Genomic DNA, 20,639 nt, shown 5'->3' on the forward strand with positions numbered 1-20,639 from the left:
ACGCTGGCGAGATCAGGCCGAAACGCGAGGGATGGTGTCATCGCTGCGCAGAGTGAAGATCTCGTAACCGGTTTCGGTCACCAGCAGGGTGTGTTCCCACTGTGCCGAGAGCTTGCGGTCCTTGGTGATCGCGGTCCAGCCGTCGCCCAGAACCTTGGTGTCGGCACGGCCCTGGTTGATCATCGGCTCGATGGTGAAGGTCATGCCGGCCTTGAGTTCCATGCCGGTGCCAGCGCGGCCGTAGTGCAGGATCTGCGGCTCCTCGTGGAACACCTTGCCGATACCGTGGCCGCAGAATTCGCGAACCACCGAGAATCCGTTCTTTTCAGCGTGCTTCTGGATGATTTCACCGATATCGCCCAGGCGGCAGCCGGGTTTGACGATTTCAATCGCCTTGTACATGCATTCCTGGGTCACCTGGGACAGGCGCTCGGCCCAGACCGGCACGGTGCCGACGTGGAACATGCGGCTGGTGTCGCCGTGGTAGCCGTCCTTGATGACGGTGACGTCGATGTTCAGGGTGTCGCCGTCTTTGAGCGGCTTGTCGTTCGGGATGCCGTGGCAGACCACATGGTTGATCGACGTACAGATCGACTTTGGATAGCCCTTGTAGTTGAGCGGGGCAGGAATGGCCTTCTGCTCGTTGACGATGTAGTCGTGGCAGATCTGGTTCAGTTGGTCGGTGGTAACGCCCGGCTTGACGTATTCGGCAATCATTTCCAGCACATCGGCGGCCAGTTTGCCGGCGATACGCATTTTGGCGATATCCTCGGGCGTTTTGAGGGTGACGGTCATACAGGCTCTCTCTGCGCCGGTGGCGCTTTCTGAACGGAAAGGGCATTGCGCGATGGGTCTTCGCAGCCCTGAAAAATACGATTCTACCAGACGATCAGCGCAAATCTGCGCCTGTGTGCATCGCTTCTCTCTATAGAATGGTGCATTCTTGGAGGATTCCAAGGGATGGCGCAAAGCGCTCGCCAGGATTTCAGAATCCGGGTTCCGTTTTGCCCTGCCTTGTGATATAAAATGCGCCGCTTTCCGGGTATGTCCCGAAAAGCCTAAATCCACACACGTGTCGACACGATGACCTGGGTGCCTTCAGCTGATGCTGCTGGTTGGTCATTGGGATACGTGGAGGCCAAACCCGACTTATTAAGGAACTATCATGTCCCAAGTCAACATGCGCGATATGCTGAAGGCCGGTGTGCACTTCGGTCACCAGACCCGTTACTGGAACCCGAAAATGGGCAAGTACATTTTCGGCGCGCGTAACAAGATCCACATCATCAACCTTGAAAAAACCCTGCCAATGTTCAACGAAGCTCTGACTTTCGTAGAGCGTCTGGCCCAGGGCAAAAACAAGATTCTGTTCGTTGGCACCAAGCGTTCCGCTGGCAAGATCGTTGCTGAAGAAGCAGCACGTTGCGGTTCGCCGTACGTCGATCACCGCTGGTTGGGCGGCATGCTGACCAACTTCAAAACCATCCGTGCTTCCATCAAGCGTCTGCGTGACCTTGAAGTTCAAGCCGAAGACGGTACTTTCGCCAAGCTGACCAAGAAAGAAGCGCTGATGCGCACTCGTGACCTGGAAAAGCTGGATCGTTCCCTGGGTGGTATCAAGGACATGGGCGGTCTGCCAGACGCTCTGTTCGTTATCGACGTTGATCACGAGCGCATCGCGATCACCGAAGCCAACAAGCTGGGTATCCCGGTTATCGGCGTAGTCGATACCAACAGCAGCCCGGAAGGCGTTGACTACATCATCCCAGGCAACGATGACGCAATCCGCGCTATCCAGCTGTACATGGGTTCGATGGCTGACGCTGTAATCCGTGGCCGCAACAACGTTGCCGGCGGCACCGAAGTTTTCGTTGAAGAAGCTCCGGTAGCAGCAGCTGAGTAATTGACGCCTTGGCGTTGACTCAGTAAGCAAAAAGGGGGCTTGGCCCCCTTTTTGCCACCTCGAAAACCATTTGTCGGCGCCCACTGCTCTATCTGTAATGTGCGGCAGCTAACAAGGGTGGTTCGGGAAGAATTGATCGCCCGTTCGATCGGGTGGAATGGTTGAAAACCTATCCAAGAGGATTTTGAAATGGCAGAGATTACTGCAGCGTTGGTCAAAGAACTGCGCGAGCGTACTGGCGAAGGCATGATGGACTGCAAAAAGGCCTTGACCAAGGCTGGCGGCGACATCGAGAAAGCCATTGATGACATGCGTGCTTCGGGCGCCATCAAGGCTGCCAAGAAAGCCGGCAACGTTGCCGCTGAAGGCGCTATCGCCATCAAGGCTGACGACAAGGCAGCCGTGCTGCTGGAAGTCAACTCGCAGACCGACTTCCTGGCCCTGCAAGACGACTTCAAGAACTTCGTTGCTGCCAGCGTAGAGAAAGCCTTCGACGAAAAACTGACCGACGCAGCTCCGCTGATCGCCGCTCAGGAATCGGCTCGTGAAGCACTGGTTGCCAAAGTTGGCGAAAACGTCAACATCCGTCGCCTGGTGCGTGTAGAGGGCGACGTTGTCGGCACCTACCTGCACGGCAACAAGATCGGTGTTGCTGTTGTTCTCAAGGGCGGCGATGTTCAGCTGGCCAAAGAGATCGCCATGCACGTGGCTGCAAGCAACCCTGAGTTCCTGCTGCCATCGCAGGTTTCGCCAGAAGCCATCGAGCGCGAGAAGGGCGTTTTCCTGACCCTGAACGAAGACAAGATGAAAGGCAAGCCAGCTGAAATCGTCGAGAAGATGATCGCTGGCCGTATCACCAAGTTCCTGGCCGAAGCCAGCCTGGTCGAGCAAGCTTTCGTCATGAACCCGGAAGTCACCGTAGGTGCTCTGGCCAAGAAAGCCGGTGCTGAAATCGTTTCCTTCACTTACTTCAAGGTAGGCGAAGGCATCGAGAAGCCAGTGGACAACTTCGCAGAAGAAGTTGCTGCCCAGCTGGCTGCTGCCAAGCAATAAGACGGTTTTTTAACTGTCGCCCAGAAGAGGCTGCCCGCTCACGCGCGCAGCCTCTTTTCAGATGGGGCACCAATTTTTATTGGTTTCCTTTTGGAACTGGCTTACAAAGCCATGTTCCGATGGCGCTGAAGCAGCGCCAAGCTAGAGTGAACGCCAGCTGTAAACAGCTCGCAAAGAATTTTTAAAATACGCCGCAGGAGAGATTCGCAATGGCTCAGCAGGGCAGTGGTTATCAGGCTCGCTATAAACGCATTCTACTCAAGCTCAGCGGCGAGGCCCTGATGGGCTCGGAAGAGTTCGGGATCGATCCGAAAGTTCTGGATCGCATGGCATTGGAAGTTGGCCAGCTGGTCGGCATCGGTGTTCAGGTCGGTCTGGTTATCGGTGGTGGCAACCTGTTCCGCGGTGAAGCGCTGAGCAAGGCTGGCATGGATCGGGTGACCGGCGACCACATGGGCATGCTGGCCACTGTGATGAACGCCCTGGCCATGCGCGACGCCCTTGAGCGCGCCAACATCTCGGCCATCGTGATGTCCGCTATTTCCATGGTTGGCGTGACCGATCACTATGATCGCCGCAAGGCCATGCGCCACTTGAACTCCAAGGACGTGGTGATTTTCGCGGCCGGTACCGGCAACCCGTTCTTTACGACGGATTCGGCTGCCTGCCTGCGTGCAATCGAAATCGATGCCGATGTCGTGCTCAAGGCGACCAAGGTCGATGGCGTCTACACCGCTGACCCGTTCAAAGACCCGCATGCCGAGAAGTTCGATCATCTGACTTACGATGAAGTGCTGGATCGCAAGCTGGGTGTTATGGACCTGACGGCCATTTGCCTGTGCCGCGACCACAAGATGCCGCTACGCGTATTTAACATGAACAAGCCCGGCGCCCTGCTGAACATCGTGCATGGCGGCGCTGAAGGAACACTGATCGAGGAAGGCCAACAATGATCAACGAAATCAAGAAAGACGCTAAAGAGCGCATGCAGAAGTCCGTGGAATCGCTCGCGCACAACTTCGGCCGCATTCGTACCGGTCAAGCGCACCCGAGCATCCTGGAAGGCGTGATGGTGCCGTACTACGGTTCCGACACCCCGATCAAGCAAGTGGCAAACATCACCGTCAAAGACGCCCGTACCCTGCAGGTCGTTGCCTTCGAGCGCAACATGCTGGGTGCCGTCGACAAGGCGATCGGCAGTGCAGGTCTGAACCTGAACCCGACCAACCTTGGTGAGCTGCTGCTGATCAGCATGCCGGCCCTGACCGAAGAAACCCGTCGCGGTTTCACCAAGCAGGCTCGCGATGTGGCTGAAGATGCCCGTGTTGCCGTGCGCAACATCCGTCGCGATGCGAACAGCTCGCTGAAGGATCTGGTCAAGGAAAAGGAAATCAGCGAAGACGAAGAACGTCGCGCCACTGGCGAGATCGACGATCTGACCAAGAAGTTCGTAGCTGAAATCGACGCTAAGTTGGCGGAGAAAGAAAAAGACCTGATGGCCGTATAAGAGTCGCGTTTTCATGGATAAGACTAAACAGACTGCACCGTCCGCGGTGCCGCGCCATGTCGCGATCATCATGGATGGTAATAATCGCTGGGCAAAAAAACGCTTTATGCCAGGTGTCGCCGGGCATAAAGCGGGCGTGGATGCGGTGCGTGCGGTCATTGAGGTCTGTGCCGAGGCCAAGGTCGAAGTGCTGACCCTGTTCGCCTTCTCCAGTGAGAACTGGCAGCGTCCGGCCGATGAGGTCAGCGCTTTGATGGATCTGTTCTTCAGGGCGCTACGTCGTGAGGCCAAGCGCCTCAACGACAACAACATCAGCCTGCGCATCATTGGTGACCGCTCGCGTTTTCACCCCGAGCTGCAGGCTGCCATGCGCGAAGCCGAGGCCATGACGGTTGGCGCCAATCGTTTTGTCCTGCAGATCGCCGCCAATTACGGCGGTCAGTGGGATATCGCGCAAGCGGCGCAACGACTGGCACGAGAGGTTCAGGCCGGACACTTGCGTCCGGAAGACATCACGCCTGATCTGCTGCAGACCTGCCTGGTCACAGGCGACCTGCCGTTGCCTGACTTGTGTATTCGTACTGGTGGCGAGCATCGCATCAGTAATTTCCTGCTCTGGCAACTGGCCTATGCCGAGCTGTATTTCTCCGACCTGTTCTGGCCGGACTTCAAACACGGTGCCATGCGCGATGCGCTGGCCGATTACGCTTCCCGCCAGCGCCGCTTCGGTAAAACGAGCGAGCAGGTCGAGGCTGGAGCCCGGGTTTAATGCTTAAACAACGAATCATCACCGCGCTGATCCTGCTGCCGATTGCCCTGTGCGGGTTTTTCCTGCTTGAAGGTTCCGGTTTTGCACTGTTCATCGGGCTGGTAGTTACCCTTGGTGCATGGGAATGGGCGCGTCTGGCGGGTTTCGCCGGGCAAGCGTTCCGCGTCGGCTTTGCCGCTGTGGTCGCCTTGATGCTGTTCGTCATGTACATCTTGCCTGGGCTGGCGCCTTGGGTATTGGGCGCTTCGGTGCTGTGGTGGGCGGTGGCGACATATCTGGTACTGACCTATCCGCGTTCGAGCGAGCATTGGTCCAGTGCGGCGACCAAGCTGGTGATCGGCCTGTTGATTCTCCTGCCGGCCTGGCAGGGGCTGGTGCAGATCAAGCAGTACCCGCTGGGTAACTGGCTGATCATGGCGGTGATGGTGCTGGTCTGGGGTGCCGATATCGGTGCCTACTTCTCTGGTCGTGCTTTCGGCAAGCGTAAACTCGCGCCACAGGTCAGTCCGGGCAAAAGCTGGGAAGGCGTGTACGGTGGTCTGGCGCTGAGCCTGGTCATTACCACGCTCGTTGCTCTGGTGCGCGACTGGACGGTGGCGCAGCTGTTCAAAGGGCTGATCTGTGCTGCGCTGATCGTGTTCATTTCGGTAGTGGGCGATCTCACTGAAAGCATGTTCAAGCGTCAGTCCGGGATCAAGGACAGCAGCAATCTGCTTCCGGGGCACGGTGGTGTGCTGGATCGTATCGACAGCCTGACAGCGGCTATTCCGGTGTTCGCCGTGCTGTTGTGGATGGCGGCACCATGAGCCGCCCGCAACAGATTACCGTTCTGGGGGCAACCGGTTCGATTGGCCTGAGTACGCTCGACGTCGTTGCTCGTCATCCTGATCGTTACCAGGTCTTTGCCTTGAGTGGCTTCACTCGCTTGAGTGAATTGCTGGCGCTCTGCGTGCACCATATCCCGCGATTTGCCGTAGTGCCTGAGGTCGCGGCTGCCCGCACCTTGCAGGATGATTTGCGCGCGGCGGGCCTTCCAACCCGTGTTCTGGTGGGGGAGGACGGTTTGTGTCAGGTCGCTTCCGATCCGGAAGTCGATACGGTCATGGCAGCCATCGTCGGTGCGGCGGGATTGCGCCCGACACTGGCGGCGGTCGAGGCGGGCAAGAAGATCCTCCTGGCCAATAAAGAAGCGCTGGTGATGTCCGGCGCGCTGTTCATGCAGGCGGTGCGCAAGAGCGGTTCGGTATTGCTGCCGATCGATAGCGAGCACAACGCCATTTTCCAGTGCATGCCGCACGATTATGCCCGTGGCCTCGAGTCAGTCGGCGTACGCCGGATTTTGCTGACGGCTTCCGGCGGTCCGTTCCGTCAGACGCCACTGGCTGAATTGGCGCATGTTTCACCTGACCAGGCGTGTGCGCATCCGAACTGGTCCATGGGGCGAAAGATTTCCGTGGACTCGGCCAGCATGATGAACAAAGGGCTTGAGCTGATCGAAGCCTGCTGGCTGTTCGATGCCAGGCCATCCCAGGTCGAGGTGGTGATTCACCCGCAAAGTGTGATCCATTCGCTGGTTGACTACGTCGATGGTTCTGTCTTGGCGCAGCTGGGTAATCCGGACATGCGCACGCCCATCGCCAATGCGCTGGCCTGGCCGGAGCGGATCGATTCGGGTGTGGCGCCGCTGGATCTGTTTGCCATTGCACGGCTCGACTTCCAGGCGCCCGATGAGGAGCGTTTCCCTTGTTTGCGTCTGGCCCGTCAGGCGGCCGAAGCGGGTAATAGCGCGCCGGCCATGCTCAATGCGGCAAATGAAGTGGCGGTGGCGGCATTTCTCGACGAGCGGGTTCGTTACCCGGAAATCGCGAGTATCATCGAGGAAGTACTGAGTCTGGAGCCCGTCGTGGCAGTGGATGATCTCGAGGCAGTGTTCACGGCAGACGCGAAAGCGCGATTGCTGGCCGGACAATGGTTGAGCCGTCACGGGCGGTAAACGCTGCAGATAGTCAACCCAGGCAGCAGCGAATAGGATTGCGGAGAAAGTAGATGAGCGCGCTCTATATGATTGTCGGCACCCTGGTCGCTCTGGGTGTGCTGGTTACCTTCCACGAGTTCGGCCACTTCTGGGTCGCGCGTCGCTGTGGGGTCAAGGTGCTGCGCTTCTCCGTAGGCTTCGGCACGCCTTTGCTGCGTTGGTACGACAAGCAGGGCACCGAATTCGTCGTTGCCGCCATCCCGTTGGGCGGCTACGTGAAAATGCTCGACGAGCGCGAAGGCGAAGTGCCGCCCGATCAGCTTGATCAATCCTTCAATCGTAAATCCGTTCGTCAGCGCATTGCCATCGTAGCGGCGGGGCCGATCGCCAACTTCCTGCTGGCATTGGTGTTCTTCTGGGGGCTGGCAATGCTCGGCAGCGAGCAGGTGCGTCCGGTCATCGGGGCTGTCGAGTCCGGCAGCATCGCGGCCAAGGCGGGTTTGAGTCCCGGCCAGGAAATCGTGGCCATTGATGGTGAGCTGACTTCCGGCTGGGCGGAGGTGAATCTGCAACTGGTTCGTCGTCTGGGCGAAAGCGGCTCATTGCAGATATTGGTTCGCGAGCAAGGGTCGACGACCGATTCGCCACGTGAACTTGCGCTGGATAAATGGCTCAAAGGGGCTGACGAACCCGACCCCATTCATTCGTTGGGGATTCGCCCGTGGCGCCCGGCATTGCCGCCTGTTCTGGCCGAACTTGATCCAAAGGGGCCGGCCCAGGCTGCCGGCCTGAAGACCGGTGACCGGTTGCTGGCGCTCGATGGTCGTGCGCTGGATGATTGGCAGCAAGTCGTCGATACCGTCCGTATGCATCCTGATACCAAAATCATGCTGCGGGTCGAGCGAGACGGTGCTCAAATCGACGTCCCGGTGACGCTTGCCGCTCGCGGCGAGAGCAAGTCACCCAACGGCTACCTGGGGGCAGGGGTGAAGGCTGTCGATTGGCCACCGGAGATGCTCCGCGAGGTCAGTTATGGACCATTGGCAGCGATTGGCGAGGGGGCTCGGCGCACCTGGACCATGAGCGTGCTGACCCTCGATTCACTGAAGAAAATGTTGTTCGGCGAGCTCTCGGTAAAAAACTTGAGTGGACCGATAACCATTGCTAAAGTGGCGGGCGCTTCGGCCCAGTCGGGTGTTGCTGATTTCCTGAATTTCCTTGCTTATCTGAGTATTAGCCTGGGAGTTCTGAATTTGCTGCCCATTCCTGTGCTGGATGGGGGGCATTTGTTGTTTTATCTGATCGAGTGGGCGCGTGGTCGTCCCTTGTCGGATCGGGTGCAAGGTTGGGGGATACAGATCGGCATCAGTTTGGTGATCGGAGTGATGTTGCTCGCTCTGGTTAATGATCTGGGTCGTCTGTAACGTCGCTGAATTGCGAATCTGCCGCATTTTGCGGCAGTTTGTTTATTGCCAGTTGGAATAAGAAAGGACTTCATGAAACGTCTGCTGCTAACTGCGGTTCTCACCGTATTGATGATCGCCGAAGTTCACGCCGAGTCCTTCACTATCTCTGATATTCGCGTCAATGGCCTCCAGCGGGTCTCCGCGGGTAGCGTCTTTGGTGCTTTGCCGTTGAACGTCGGTGAACAGGCGGATGATCGTCGCCTGGTGGAATCCACTCGTGCGTTGTTCAAAACCGGTTTCTTTCAAGATATCCAGCTGGGCCGCGATGGCAACGTTCTGGTCATCACTGTAGTCGAGCGCCCGTCGGTCGCCAGTATCGAGATCGAAGGCAACAAGGCGATCTCTACCGAAGACCTGATGAAAGGCCTCAAGCAATCCGGTCTGGCCGAAGGCGAGATCTTCCAGCGTGCCACCCTTGAAGGTGTGCGTAACGAACTGCAGCGCCAATACGTCGCCCAGGGTCGCTACTCGGCTACCGTCGACACCGAAGTGGTGCCGCAGCCGCGTAACCGCGTTGGCCTGAAGGTCAACATCAACGAAGGTACCGTTGCGGCTATCCAGCACATCAACGTGGTGGGCAACACGGTCTTCCCCGATGAAGACCTGATCGACCTTTTCGAACTCAAGACCACCAACTGGTTGTCGTTCTTCAAGAACGATGACAAGTACGCCCGTGAAAAACTGTCCGGTGACCTGGAGCGTCTGCGTTCCTACTACCTGGACCGTGGCTATATCAACATGGATATCGCTTCGACCCAGGTTTCCATTACGCCGGACAAGAAACACGTCTACATCACCGTCAACGTCAACGAAGGCGAGAAATACACCGTTCGTGACGTCAAGCTCAGCGGCGACCTGAAAGTCCCTGAAGACCAGATCAAGGCCCTGTTGCTTGTGCAAAAAGGCCAGGTGTTCTCGCGCAAGCTGATGACCACCACTTCCGAACTGATCACCCGTCGCCTGGGTAACGAAGGCTACACCTTCGCCAACGTCAACGGCGTGCCTCAGCCGCACGATGAAGATCACACCGTGGACATCCTGTTCGCGGTCGATCCGGGCAAGCGTGCCTACGTGAATCGCATCAACTTCCGTGGCAACACCAAGTCCGAAGACGAAGTGCTGCGTCGTGAAATGCGTCAGATGGAAGGCGGCTGGGCTTCGACCTACCTGATCGATCAGTCCAAGACCCGTCTGGAGCGTCTGGGCTTCTTCAAGGAAGTCAACGTCGAAACCCCGGCCGTACCGGGTGTCGATGACCAGGTTGACGTCAACTACAGCGTTGAAGAGCAAGCCTCCGGTTCGATTACCGCCAGCGTCGGTTTCGCCCAGAGCGCCGGTCTGATCCTTGGTGGTTCGATCACCCAGAACAACTTCCTGGGTACCGGTAACAAGGTCAGCGTCGGCTTGACCAAAAGCGAATACCAGACCCGCTACAACTTCGGTTTCGTCGACCCCTACTGGACCGCCGACGGCGTGAGCCTGGGTTACAACGCCTTCTACCGCACGACTGACTACGATGACCTCGATACTGACGTCGCCAGCTACGCCGTAGACAGCCTGGGTGCCGGTGTGAGTGTCGGTTATCCAATCAGCGAGACTTCGCGTCTGACCTTCGGCCTGAATGCGCAACAAGACGAAATCAAGACCGGCGTTTACACCGTTGACGAGATCTTCGACTTCGTTAACAAGGAAGGCGACAAGTACCTGAACTTCAAGGCTTCGGCCGGTTGGTCCGAGTCCACCCTGAACAAGGGCGTGCTCGCTACCCGTGGTCATTCCCAGAGCCTGGTGCTGGAATCCACGATTCCAGGCAGTGACCTGTCGTTCTTCAAGCTCGACTACCGTGGTCAGTTGTTCCAGCCATTGAGCGAGAACTACACCATGCGCCTGCACACCGAGCTGGGTTATGGCGATGGTTACGGTTCGACCGACGGCTTGCCATTCTATGAAAACTACTATGCTGGTGGTTTCAACTCGGTACGCGGCTTCAAGGACAGCACCCTGGGTCCTCGCAGTACGCCAAGTACTGGCAAGAACCCTGGTACAGCGTTCGACCCGGACCAGGATCCACTGCCGTTCGGTGGTAACGTCCTGATCCAGGGCGGTGTGGAAGTTCTGTTCCCGCTGCCGTTCGTCAAAGATCAACGCTCCCTGCGTACCTCGGTATTCTGGGATGTGGGTAACGTGTTCGATTCGTCGTGCTCGGATACCACAAACGCTGATGGCACGAAGTCCGACACCAAGTGCAACGACATTAGCCTGAGCAATATGGCCAGTTCTGTTGGTGTAGGTGTGACGTGGGTCACTGCACTGGGTCCTTTGAGTTTCGCATTGGCCATGCCGGTCAAGAAACCGGATGACGCCGAGACTCAAGTGTTCCAATTTTCCCTCGGCCAGACGTTCTAAGCGTCTGACCCAAGATAACGACAATGAATTTTGTAGGAGTGCATCGTGCGTAAGTTGACTCAATTGGTTCTCCTGGCCAGCGTATTGGTCGCTGGTCCGGCATTTGCCGACATGAAAATTGCAGTTCTGAACTATCAGATGGCTCTGCTGGAGTCTGACGCGGCCAAGAAATACGCCGTGGATGCCGAGAAGAAGTTCGGTCCTCAGCTGACCAAGCTCAAGACGCTGGAAACCAGCGCCAAGGGTATTCAGGACCGCCTGATGGCCGGTGGCGACAAAATGCAGCAGGGCGAGCGCGAGCGTCTGGAGCTTGAATTCAAGCAAAAGGCCCGTGACTTCCAGTTCCAGTCCAAGGAGCTGAACGAAGCCAAAGCCGTTGCCGACCGTGAAATGCTGAAGCAGCTCAAGCCGAAACTGGACAGCGCTGTGGAAGAAGTCATCAAGAAAGGTGCTTTTGACCTGGTCTTCGAGCGTGGCGCAGTGATTGATGTCAAGCCTCAGTACGACATCACTCGCCAGGTTATCGAGCGCATGAATCAGCTGAAGTAATCCATGACCGTGACCATTAAGCTCGGCCAGCTGGCCGAGTTCCTCGGCGCCACGCTACGTGGCGACCCGGAGAGAGAAATTACTGGGCTAGCCACCTTGCAGGAGGCTGGCCCAGCTCAGTTGAGCTTTCTCGCAAACCCTCAATACCGTAAGTACCTGGCGGACAGCCGGGCCGCAGCGCTGTTGCTGAAGGCTGCTGATGCCGAAGGTTATGCCGGTAATGCGCTGGTGGTGCCTGATCCGTATCTGGCCTATGCGCGTGTTTCCCATCTGTTCGATCCAAAGCCGAAAGCGGCTGCCGGCATTCACCCGACAGCCGTTGTGGCCGAGGACGCGGTGGTTGACCCGGCTGCGAGTATTGGCGCCTTTGCGGTGATCGAAAGCGCGGCACGAATTGCTGCCGGCGTGACCATCGGTGCGCATTGCTTCATCGGTGCCCGTTGCGAAATCGGCGAAGACGGCTGGCTGGCCCCGCGGGTCACGCTGTACCACGACGTGCGCATCGGCAAGCGTGTGGTCATTCAGTCGGGGGCCGTGCTCGGCGGTGAAGGCTTCGGTTTTGCCAATGAGAAAGGTGTCTGGCAGAAAATTGCCCAGATTGGTGGTGTGCTGGTCGGTGACGATGTCGAAATTGGCGTGAATACCGCTATTGATCGCGGCGCATTGGCCGATACCATTCTCGGCAATGGTGTGAAACTCGACAACCAGATCCAGATCGCCCACAACGTTCAGGTCGGCGATCACACCGCCATGGCCGCCTGTGTCGGGATCTCCGGCAGCACCAAAATCGGCAAGCATTGCATGCTCGCTGGCGGTGTAGGGCTGGTGGGGCATATCGAAATTTGCGATAACGTTTTCATCACCGGGATGACCATGGTGACCCACTCGATTACCGAAAAGGGTTCCTATTCTTCCGGTACGGCCATGCAACCAGCAGCCGAATGGCGCAAAAGCGCGGCTCGCATCCGTCAGCTCGATGACATCGCGCGGCGCCTGCGACAGCTGGAAAAGCAAGTAGGGGAAGTGACCCCTGACGGTAATGCTTCATCAGATGGCTGATACCATTTCCATATCAAGTGTGCACAGCCGCAAAACAGGCTGCATGGAAACGTAGCGAGCGAAGACAAGACAAGGCAAAAACAGGCGAGGAACGGTTGGAGTCGCACGCGACTTTACTGGCTGTAAATGAGCATTCCGAGCCTGTTTTTAACGCAGTATTGTGCGCGTAGCCCGCAGTAGTTTCCATGCAGTCTGTAGACTGGCTCCTTGATTTGCTAGCGGAACGTGCATCAGTCGCGCGCTCCCAATCTTTACATAGGCTTCCCCCCGAAATGATGGACATCAACGAGATTCGCGAATACCTGCCTCACCGTTACCCGTTCCTGCTGGTGGACCGGGTAGTGGAGCTGGATGTTGAAGGCAAGCGCATTCGCGCCTACAAGAATGTCAGCATCAACGAACCGTTCTTCAATGGTCACTTCCCCGCGCATCCAATCATGCCGGGCGTATTGATCATCGAAGCCATGGCTCAGGCTGCCGGGATCCTTGGTTTCAAGATGCTCGACGTGAAACCGGCCGACGGCACCCTCTATTACTTCGTCGGTTCCGACAAGCTGCGCTTCCGCCAGCCGGTTCTGCCAGGCGATCAGTTGATCCTTGAAGCCAAGTTCATCAGCTGCAAGCGTCAGATCTGGAAATTCGAATGCCAGGCTTCGGTCGATGGCAAGCCGGTCTGCTCCGCTGAAATCATCTGCGCGGAACGCAAACTATGAGTTTGATTGACCCTCGTGCAATCATCGATCCGACAGCCATTCTGGCTGACGGCGTCGAGGTCGGCCCGTGGTCGATCGTCGGCGCAGGTGTGGAAATCGGCGAGGGGACAGTCATCGGGCCGCACGTGATCCTCAAGGGCCCGACCCGAATCGGCAAGCACAATCGCATCTACCAGTTTTCCTCGGTGGGTGAGGACACGCCTGACCTGAAGTACAAGGGCGAGGAAACCCGCCTGGTGATTGGTGATCACAACGTCATCCGTGAAGGCGTGACGATCCACCGTGGCACCATCCAGGATCGTTCGGAAACGACCCTGGGCGATCACAACCTGATCATGGCCTATGCCCACATCGGCCACGACAGCGTGATTGGCAACCACTGCATCCTGGTGAACAACACCGCACTGGCGGGCCATGTGCATGTGGAAGACTGGGCGATCCTCTCCGGTTTTACCCTGGTTCACCAGTATTGCCACATTGGCGCCCACAGCTTTTCCGGCATGGGTACGGCGATCGGCAAGGATGTTCCAGCCTACGTCACGGTGTTCGGCAACCCTGCCGAAGCCCGCAGCATGAACTTCGAGGGCATGCGCCGTCGGGGTTTCAGCGAAGATGCGATCCACGCGCTGCGTCGTGCCTACAAGGTGGTGTACCGCCAGGGCCTGACCGTGGAGCAGGCGCTTGCCGAACTGGCAGAGCCGTCCGCCCAGTATCCGGAAGTGGCGGTGTTCCGTGACTCCATCCAGTCTTCGACCCGCGGCATCACCCGCTAACCATGGCCAATCTGCGTATTGCGCTGGTAGCGGGTGAGGCTTCCGGTGACATTCTGGGTGCGGGCCTCATGCGCGCGCTCAAGGCTCGCCACCCGGCGGTCGAGTTCATCGGTGTCGGTGGCCCGTTGATGCAGGCTGAAGGCCTGACCTCGTATTTCCCGATGGAGCGTCTGTCCGTCATGGGCCTGGTGGAAGTGCTGGGCCGGTTGCGCGAGTTGCTGGCGCGGCGCAAGAAGCTGGTCGCCGACCTGATCGCCGCGAAACCCGATGTGTTCATCGGTATCGATGCGCCGGACTTCAATCTCAATATCGAACTCAAACTGCGTCAGGCCGGTATCAAGACCGTGCATTACGTCAGTCCGTCGGTGTGGGCCTGGCGGCAGAAGCGCGTGCTGAAGATTCGCGAAGGCTGCGACCTGATGCTCACGCTGTTCCCGTTCGAAGCCAGGTTCTATGAAGAGAAAGGCGTGCCGGTGCGGTTTGTCGGTCATACCCTGGCCGATGCCATTCCACTCGAAGCCGATCGCGCGGCTGCGCGGGCCGAGCTCGGTTTGCCTGACGGGCCGCTGGTGGCGTTGATGCCAGGCAGCCGTGGCGGTGAAGTTGGCCGGCTAGGTGCGTTGTTTCTCGATACCGCGCAGCGCCTGCGGGCGTTGCGCCCGGGTGTGCGGTTTGTCATGCCTTGCGCCAGTGCACAGCGTCGCGCACAGCTTGAAGAGCTGTTGGTTGGTCGCGATCTGCCACTGACCCTGCTCGATGGGCAGTCGCATCTTGCCCTGGCAGCGTGCGATGCGGTGTTGATTGCCTCCGGTACCGCGACGCTTGAAGCATTGCTGTACAAGCGGCCGATGGTGGTCGCCTATCGCCTGGCGCCGCTGACGTTCTGGATTCTCAAGCGCATGGTGAAAAGCCCCTACATTTCGTTGCCGAACCTGTTGGCTCAGCGTCTGTTGGTGCCCGAGTTGTTGCAGGACGATGCCACGGTCGAAGCGCTGGCCCAGACCTTGTCACCCTTGATCGAGGGTGGGGGAGAGCAGACCCGTGGTTTTGATGAAATTCACCGGACCCTGCGTCTGGATGCCTCCAACCAGGCTGCGGACGCAGTGCTGAAGCTGATCGGCCAAGTAGAATGAGTAAAACGAACATGCAGATGGGGCTGGACTTTACCTTGGTCGCTGAAGTCGAAGAATTGGTTGCCGGCGTCGATGAAGTCGGTCGTGGCCCGCTCTGTGGCGCGGTAGTGACAGCGGCGGTGATTCTTGATCCGAATCGTCCGATCCTCGGCCTGAACGACTCGAAGAAACTCACCGAGGCCCGTCGCGAAAAGCTCTACGACGAAATCTGCGAAAAAGCCCTGAGCTGGTGCATCGCTCGCGCCGAAGTCGAGGAAATCGACGAACTGAATATCCTCCACGCCACCATGCTGGCCATGCAGCGTGCGGTCGCCGGGCTGCATATTCAGCCGAAACTGGCGATGATCGACGGCAACCGCTGCCCGAAACTGCCGATGCGTTCCGAAGCTGTGGTGAAGGGCGACAGCAAGGTTCCAGCCATCGCTGCTGCGTCTATTCTGGCCAAGGTCAGTCGCGACCGGGAAATGGCTGCGTTCGAGTTGATCTACCCCGGCTACGGCATCGGTGGCCACAAGGGCTACCCGACACCCGTTCATCTGGAAGCGCTCGCCCGTCTTGGCCCGACCCCGATTCACCGGCGCTCCTTTGCTCCGGTGCGTCTGGCTTACGAGGCGCGGGAAAGTCTCATCGAGAGTTAGTCGCAAGGCTGATTTTTTTTACCAAGGCCCGGTACAATCCGGGCCTTGTTGTCTTTACGTTCTCAGACAGGATCACTATGCCGGCTTCATTCGTTCACCTACGCCTGCACACTGAATACTCCCTGGTCGACGGTCTGGTGCGGATCAAGCCGCTGGTCAAGACCCTGGTCGGCATGAACATGCCTGCCGTGGCGGTCACCGACCAGAACAACATGTGTTCCCTGGTCAAATTCTATAAAAACGCCATGGGTGCCGGGATCAAGCCGATCTGCGGCGCCGACCTGTGGCTGTCGAACAAGGATCCGGACAACCCGCTGAGCCGGATCAGCCTGCTGGTGATGAACGCCGAAGGCTATCGCAACCTCACCGAGCTGATTTCCCGCGGCTTTATCGAGGGGCAGCGCAATGGCGCAATCATCATCGAGCGCGAATGGGTCGCTGAAGCCAGCGCCGGCTTGATCATGTTGTCGGCGGCCAAAGAAGGCGAGATCGGCCAGGCCATGCTCAGCGGCAACCCCGCCGAGGCTGAAACCCTGGCCCGCGAATGGATGGACGTTTTTCCGGATCGTTTCTACCTGGAGATCCAGCGCACCAACCGCCCCAACGATGAAGAACAACTGCACGGCGCCGTGGCCCTGGCCGAGAAGCTCGGTGCGCCGCTGGTGGCGACCAACGACGTGCGTTTCATCAAACAGGAAGACTTCGCCGCCCACGAAACCCGCGTCTGCATCGGTGAGGGCCGTGCCCTCGACGATCCGCGGCGTTCGAAGAATTACAGCGATCAGCAGTACCTCAAAAGCGCCGAGGAAATGGCCGAGCTGTTCAGCGACATTCCCGAGGCGCTGGAAAACACCGTCGAGATCGCCAAGCGTTGCAACATCGAAGTGAAGCTGGGTACACACTTCCTTCCCAACTTCCCGATCCCCGATGGCATGACCATCGACGAGTACTTCCGCAAGGTGTCCTTCGATGGCCTGGAAGAGCGCCTTGCCGTCCTGCTGCCCAAGGACACCACCGAAGACTATGAAGTCAAGCGTCAGGTCTATGTCGACCGGCTGAATTTCGAGCTGGATATCATCATCCAGATGGGTTTCCCCGGTTACTTCCTGATCGTGATGGACTTTATCCAGTGGGCCAAGAACAACGGCGTACCGGTAGGTCCTGGCCGTGGGTCGGGTGCCGGATCGCTGGTGGCCTATGTGCAGAAGATCACCGACCTCGACCCGCTGGAATATGACCTGCTGTTCGAACGTTTCCTCAATCCGGAACGGGTATCGATGCCCGACTTCGACGTCGACTTCTGCATGGACGGTCGCGATCGGGTGATCGACTACGTGGCCGAGAAGTACGGTCGCAACGCGGTAAGCCAGATCATCACCTTCGGTTCCATGGCTGCCAAGGCTGTGGTCCGCGACGTGGCGCGGGTGCAGGGCAAGTCCTATGGCCTGGCGGACCGTCTGTCGAAGATGATCCCGTTCGAAGTCGGCATGACCCTGGAAAAGGCCTACGAGCAGGAAGAGATCCTGCGCGACTTCATCAAGGTCGATGAAGAAGCCGCGGAAATCTGGGAGATGGCCCGCAAGCTTGAAGGCGTTGTGCGTAACGTCGGCAAGCACGCCGGTGGCGTGGTGATCGCCCCGACCAAACTGACCGACTTCTCGCCGATCTACTGCGACGAAGCGGGCGATGGCCTGGTAACCCAGTTCGACAAGGACGACGTTGAAGCGGCCGGTCTGGTGAAGTTCGACTTCCTCGGTTTGCGGACCCTGACGATCATCGATTGGGCGCTGAAAACCATCAACCGCGACCGCGCCAAGGTCAACGAGCCGCCGCTGGATATCGCGTTCATCCCGCTGGACGACAAACCGACCTACACCTTGCTGCAAAAAGCCGAAACCACGGCGGTGTTCCAGCTTGAATCCCGGGGCATGAAAGAGCTGATCAAAAAGCTCAAGCCCGACTGCCTGGAAGACTTGATCGCACTGGTGGCCCTGTTCCGTCCGGGCCCGCTGCAATCGGGCATGGTGGACGACTTCATCAACCGCAAGCACGGTCGCGCCGAGCTGGCGTATCCGCACTCGGACTACCAGTACGAAGGCCTCAAGCCCGTACTGGCACCGACCTACGGCATCATCCTGTATCAGGAACAGGTGATGCAGATTGCCCAGGTCATGGCCGGCTACACCCTCGGTGGTGCGGACATGCTGCGTCGCGCCATGGGCAAGAAAAAACCTGAGGAAATGGCCAAGCAGCGCGGCGGCTTCATTGAAGGTTGCGCCACCAACAATATCGACGCGGACCTGGCCGGTAACATTTTCGACCTGGTGGAAAAATTCGCCGGTTACGGCTTCAACAAGTCCCACTCCGCCGCCTATGGCCTGGTGTCGTACCAGACCGCGTGGCTGAAGGCGCACTACCCGGCGCCGTTCATGGCCGCGGTACTCTCGGCGGATATGCACAACACCGACAAGGTCGTGACCTTGATCGAAGAAGTGCGGACCATGAAGCTGCGTCTCGACGCGCCGGACGTAAACACTTCCGAGTTCAAGTTCACGGTGAACGACGAAGGCCGGATCATCTACGGCCTGGGTGCAATCAAGGGCGTGGGTGAGGGACCGGTCGAGGCCATCACCGAAGCGCGTCTGGCCGGGCCGTTCAAGGATCTGTTCGATTTCTGTGCCCGGGTCGACCTCAAGCGCATCAACAAACGCACCCTCGACGGCTTGATCCGCAGCGGTGCCCTGGATCGCCTCGGGCCGTATTTCCACGATGAGCAGAAAGCCTACCAGGCCAATATCGACCGCAATCGCGCGGTGCTGCTGACGGCCATGGAAGAGGCGATCAAGGCCGCCGAACAGACTGCGCGGACCCAGGACAGCGGTCACTCCGACCTGTTTGGCGGTCTGTTTGTCGAAGAAGACGCCGACGTCTACGCCAACCACCGCAAGGCCAAGGAACTGACCCTCAAGGAGCGTCTCAAAGGCGAGAAAGATACCCTCGGCCTGTACCTGACCGGTCACCCGATTGACGAGTACGAGGGTGAAATCCGTCGCTTCGCCCGTCAGCGCATCATCGATCTGAAACCGGCGCGTGATACCCAGACCGTTGCCGGGATGATCATCGCCTTGCGGGTGATGAAGAACAAAAAGGGCGACAAGATGGGGTTCATCACCCTCGACGACCGCTCCGGACGGATCGAGGCCTCGCTGTTTTCCGAGGCGTTCCATTCGGCGCAGTCACTGTTGCAGACCGACGCGATGGTGGTGGTCGAAGGCGAAGTCAGCAATGACGACTTCTCCGGTGGCCTGAAATTGCGGGTCAAGCGGGTGATGAGCATGGAAGATGCGCGCACCAACCTGGCCGAAAGCCTGCGCCTGAAGTTGCATGCCAAGGATCTCAAGGGCGATCAGCTACGCTGGTTGGGCGAACTGTTGAAGCGTCACCGCGGTGCGTGCCCGATCACCATGGACTACACCAGTCCCGATGCGAAGGCCTTGTTGCAGTTCGGCGAGGGCTGGCGGATCGATCCGGCGGATGCGTTGATTCAAGCCCTGCGTGACCAGTTCGGGCGAGACAACGTCTTCCTCCAATACCGTTGACGGTCAGTGCTATTAGATTGCCCTGACCCAGACCTGAATTTTTAATCTCGACCTCAACGCGCCTGTCCCTTAAGGTAGGGCGCGAATAGACAACCGGCCGGCCCAAGATCCCTTGGGACTCGACCCAAGACGGACGCCTATGAACCCGAATTTTCTAGATTTCGAACAGCCGATCGCCGACCTGCAAGCCAAGATCGAAGAGTTGCGCTTGGTCGGTAATGACAATTCGCTGAATATCGGCGATGAGATCTCCCGCCTGCAGGACAAGAGCAAAACGCTGACCGAAGACATTTTCGGCAAGCTGACCAGCTGGCAGATCGCACGCCTGGCACGTCACCCGAAACGTCCGTATACCCTGGACTACATCGAACACATCTTCACCGAGTTCGACGAACTGCACGGTGACCGTCACTTCTCCGACGACGCGGCCATCGTTGGCGGCATCGCCCGTCTGGACGACAAGCCAGTCATGGTCATCGGCCACCAGAAGGGCCGTGAAGTGCGCGAGAAGGTTCGCCGCAACTTCGGCATGCCGCGTCCGGAAGGCTACCGCAAGGCTTGCCGCCTGATGGAAATGGCCGAACGCTTCAAGATGCCGATCCTGACCTTCATCGACACCCCGGGCGCTTACCCTGGCATCGACGCTGAAGAGCGCAACCAGAGCGAAGCGATTGCCTGGAACCTGCGGGTCATGGCGCGCCTGAAAACCCCAATCATCGCCACCGTGATCGGTGAGGGTGGTTCCGGTGGTGCACTGGCAATCGGTGTCTGCGACCAGTTGAACATGCTGCAATACTCGACTTACGCGGTGATTTCGCCGGAAGGTTGCGCTTCGATTCTGTGGAAAACCGCCGAGAAGGCACCGGATGCCGCAGAAGCGATGGGCATCACCGCCGAGCGCCTCAAGGGTCTGGGCATCGTGGACAAGGTGATTGGCGAGCCATTGGGCGGCGCGCACCGTGACCCGGCCGCTGCCGCTGCATCGATCCGCGCCGAGCTGAGCTCGCAACTGGCGATGCTGAAGAAGTTCGATAACGACGCGCTGCTCAAGCGCCGTTACGATCGACTGATGAGCTACGGTCTCTGATCTGATCTC

18 protein-coding genes are annotated in these 20,639 nt (G+C 58.4%); 17 read left to right on the forward strand and 1 reads right to left on the reverse strand.

Annotation, left to right across the window (positions count from 1 at the left end; translation table 11 throughout):
• Positions 1-12: 12 nt before the first annotated feature.
• A complete protein-coding gene (gene map / locus AC3WN7_RS19625; protein ID WP_008057306.1) occupies positions 13-795 on the reverse strand; it encodes a type I methionyl aminopeptidase in 783 nt (260 codons plus the stop codon).
• A gap of 370 nt (positions 796-1,165) precedes the next feature.
• Between map and rpsB the strand changes: the two genes are divergently transcribed.
• The 17 genes from rpsB (at position 1,166) to AC3WN7_RS19710 (ending at position 20,630) form a co-directional block, all read left to right on the forward strand.
• Positions 1,166-1,903, forward strand: a complete 738-nt coding sequence (rpsB, locus tag AC3WN7_RS19630; RefSeq protein ID WP_007978390.1) for a 30S ribosomal protein S2 — start codon at positions 1,166-1,168, stop codon at positions 1,901-1,903.
• Between the two features lie 189 nt (positions 1,904-2,092).
• Positions 2,093-2,956 (forward strand): translation elongation factor Ts, encoded by an 864-nt coding sequence (gene tsf / locus AC3WN7_RS19635; RefSeq protein WP_095965037.1) that lies wholly within the window; start codon positions 2,093-2,095, stop codon positions 2,954-2,956.
• 209 nt (positions 2,957-3,165) lie between these two features.
• Entirely contained in the window at positions 3,166-3,909 is a 744-nt protein-coding gene (pyrH, locus tag AC3WN7_RS19640; protein ID WP_003222124.1) for a UMP kinase, read from the forward strand.
• A complete protein-coding gene (gene frr / locus AC3WN7_RS19645) occupies positions 3,906-4,463 on the forward strand; it encodes a ribosome recycling factor (RefSeq protein WP_007978385.1) in 558 nt (185 codons plus the stop codon). The genes pyrH and frr overlap by 4 nt, the downstream gene beginning before the upstream one ends.
• A 13-nt stretch (positions 4,464-4,476) precedes the next feature.
• Positions 4,477-5,232 carry a polyprenyl diphosphate synthase gene (gene uppS / locus AC3WN7_RS19650; protein ID WP_095965038.1) on the forward strand — a complete coding sequence of 252 codons (756 nt, stop codon included), beginning with the start codon at positions 4,477-4,479 and terminating at the stop codon, positions 5,230-5,232.
• The gene (locus tag AC3WN7_RS19655; protein WP_015093764.1) at positions 5,232-6,038 is read left to right on the forward strand and encodes a phosphatidate cytidylyltransferase; all 807 of its coding nucleotides are present in this window, start codon (positions 5,232-5,234) and stop codon (positions 6,036-6,038) included. The genes uppS and AC3WN7_RS19655 overlap by 1 nt, the downstream gene beginning before the upstream one ends.
• A complete protein-coding gene (gene ispC, locus AC3WN7_RS19660) occupies positions 6,035-7,225 on the forward strand; it encodes a 1-deoxy-D-xylulose-5-phosphate reductoisomerase (RefSeq protein ID WP_102674604.1) in 1,191 nt (396 codons plus the stop codon). The genes AC3WN7_RS19655 and ispC overlap by 4 nt, the downstream gene beginning before the upstream one ends.
• A 53-nt stretch (positions 7,226-7,278) precedes the next feature.
• The gene (gene rseP, locus AC3WN7_RS19665; RefSeq protein ID WP_095965040.1) at positions 7,279-8,631 is read left to right on the forward strand and encodes a sigma E protease regulator RseP; all 1,353 of its coding nucleotides are present in this window, start codon (positions 7,279-7,281) and stop codon (positions 8,629-8,631) included.
• Positions 8,632-8,703: 72 nt separating this feature from the next.
• Positions 8,704-11,079, forward strand: coding sequence for an outer membrane protein assembly factor BamA (gene bamA, locus AC3WN7_RS19670; protein ID WP_102674603.1), 2,376 nt, complete (start codon positions 8,704-8,706; stop codon positions 11,077-11,079).
• Positions 11,080-11,124: 45 nt separating this feature from the next.
• Positions 11,125-11,628, forward strand: coding sequence for an OmpH/Skp family outer membrane protein (locus AC3WN7_RS19675; protein ID WP_015093768.1), 504 nt, complete (start codon positions 11,125-11,127; stop codon positions 11,626-11,628).
• 3 nt (positions 11,629-11,631) lie between these two features.
• Positions 11,632-12,687: a UDP-3-O-(3-hydroxymyristoyl)glucosamine N-acyltransferase gene (gene lpxD / locus AC3WN7_RS19680; RefSeq protein ID WP_095965041.1), complete on the forward strand. Its 1,056-nt coding sequence runs from the start codon at positions 11,632-11,634 to the stop codon at positions 12,685-12,687.
• A 272-nt stretch (positions 12,688-12,959) separates the two neighbouring features.
• Positions 12,960-13,400: a 3-hydroxyacyl-ACP dehydratase FabZ gene (gene fabZ, locus AC3WN7_RS19685; protein WP_007978374.1), complete on the forward strand. Its 441-nt coding sequence runs from the start codon at positions 12,960-12,962 to the stop codon at positions 13,398-13,400.
• Positions 13,397-14,173, forward strand: a complete 777-nt coding sequence (lpxA, locus tag AC3WN7_RS19690) for an acyl-ACP--UDP-N-acetylglucosamine O-acyltransferase (protein WP_007978373.1) — start codon at positions 13,397-13,399, stop codon at positions 14,171-14,173. Before fabZ ends, lpxA begins: the two co-directional genes overlap by 4 nt.
• A 2-nt stretch (positions 14,174-14,175) precedes the next feature.
• Positions 14,176-15,306, forward strand: a complete 1,131-nt coding sequence (lpxB, locus tag AC3WN7_RS19695; RefSeq protein ID WP_102674602.1) for a lipid-A-disaccharide synthase — start codon at positions 14,176-14,178, stop codon at positions 15,304-15,306.
• An 11-nt stretch (positions 15,307-15,317) separates the two neighbouring features.
• A complete protein-coding gene (gene rnhB, locus AC3WN7_RS19700; RefSeq protein WP_007978371.1) occupies positions 15,318-15,944 on the forward strand; it encodes a ribonuclease HII in 627 nt (208 codons plus the stop codon).
• Between the two features lie 77 nt (positions 15,945-16,021).
• Positions 16,022-19,543, forward strand: coding sequence for a DNA polymerase III subunit alpha (gene dnaE, locus AC3WN7_RS19705; protein WP_102674600.1), 3,522 nt, complete (start codon positions 16,022-16,024; stop codon positions 19,541-19,543).
• A 139-nt stretch (positions 19,544-19,682) separates the two neighbouring features.
• Entirely contained in the window at positions 19,683-20,630 is a 948-nt protein-coding gene (locus AC3WN7_RS19710; protein ID WP_007978369.1) for an acetyl-CoA carboxylase carboxyltransferase subunit alpha, read from the forward strand.
• The last annotated feature ends 9 nt before the right edge of the window (positions 20,631-20,639 follow it).

The sequence above is a fragment of the Pseudomonas sp. FW305-70 genome (genome assembly GCF_058783925.1).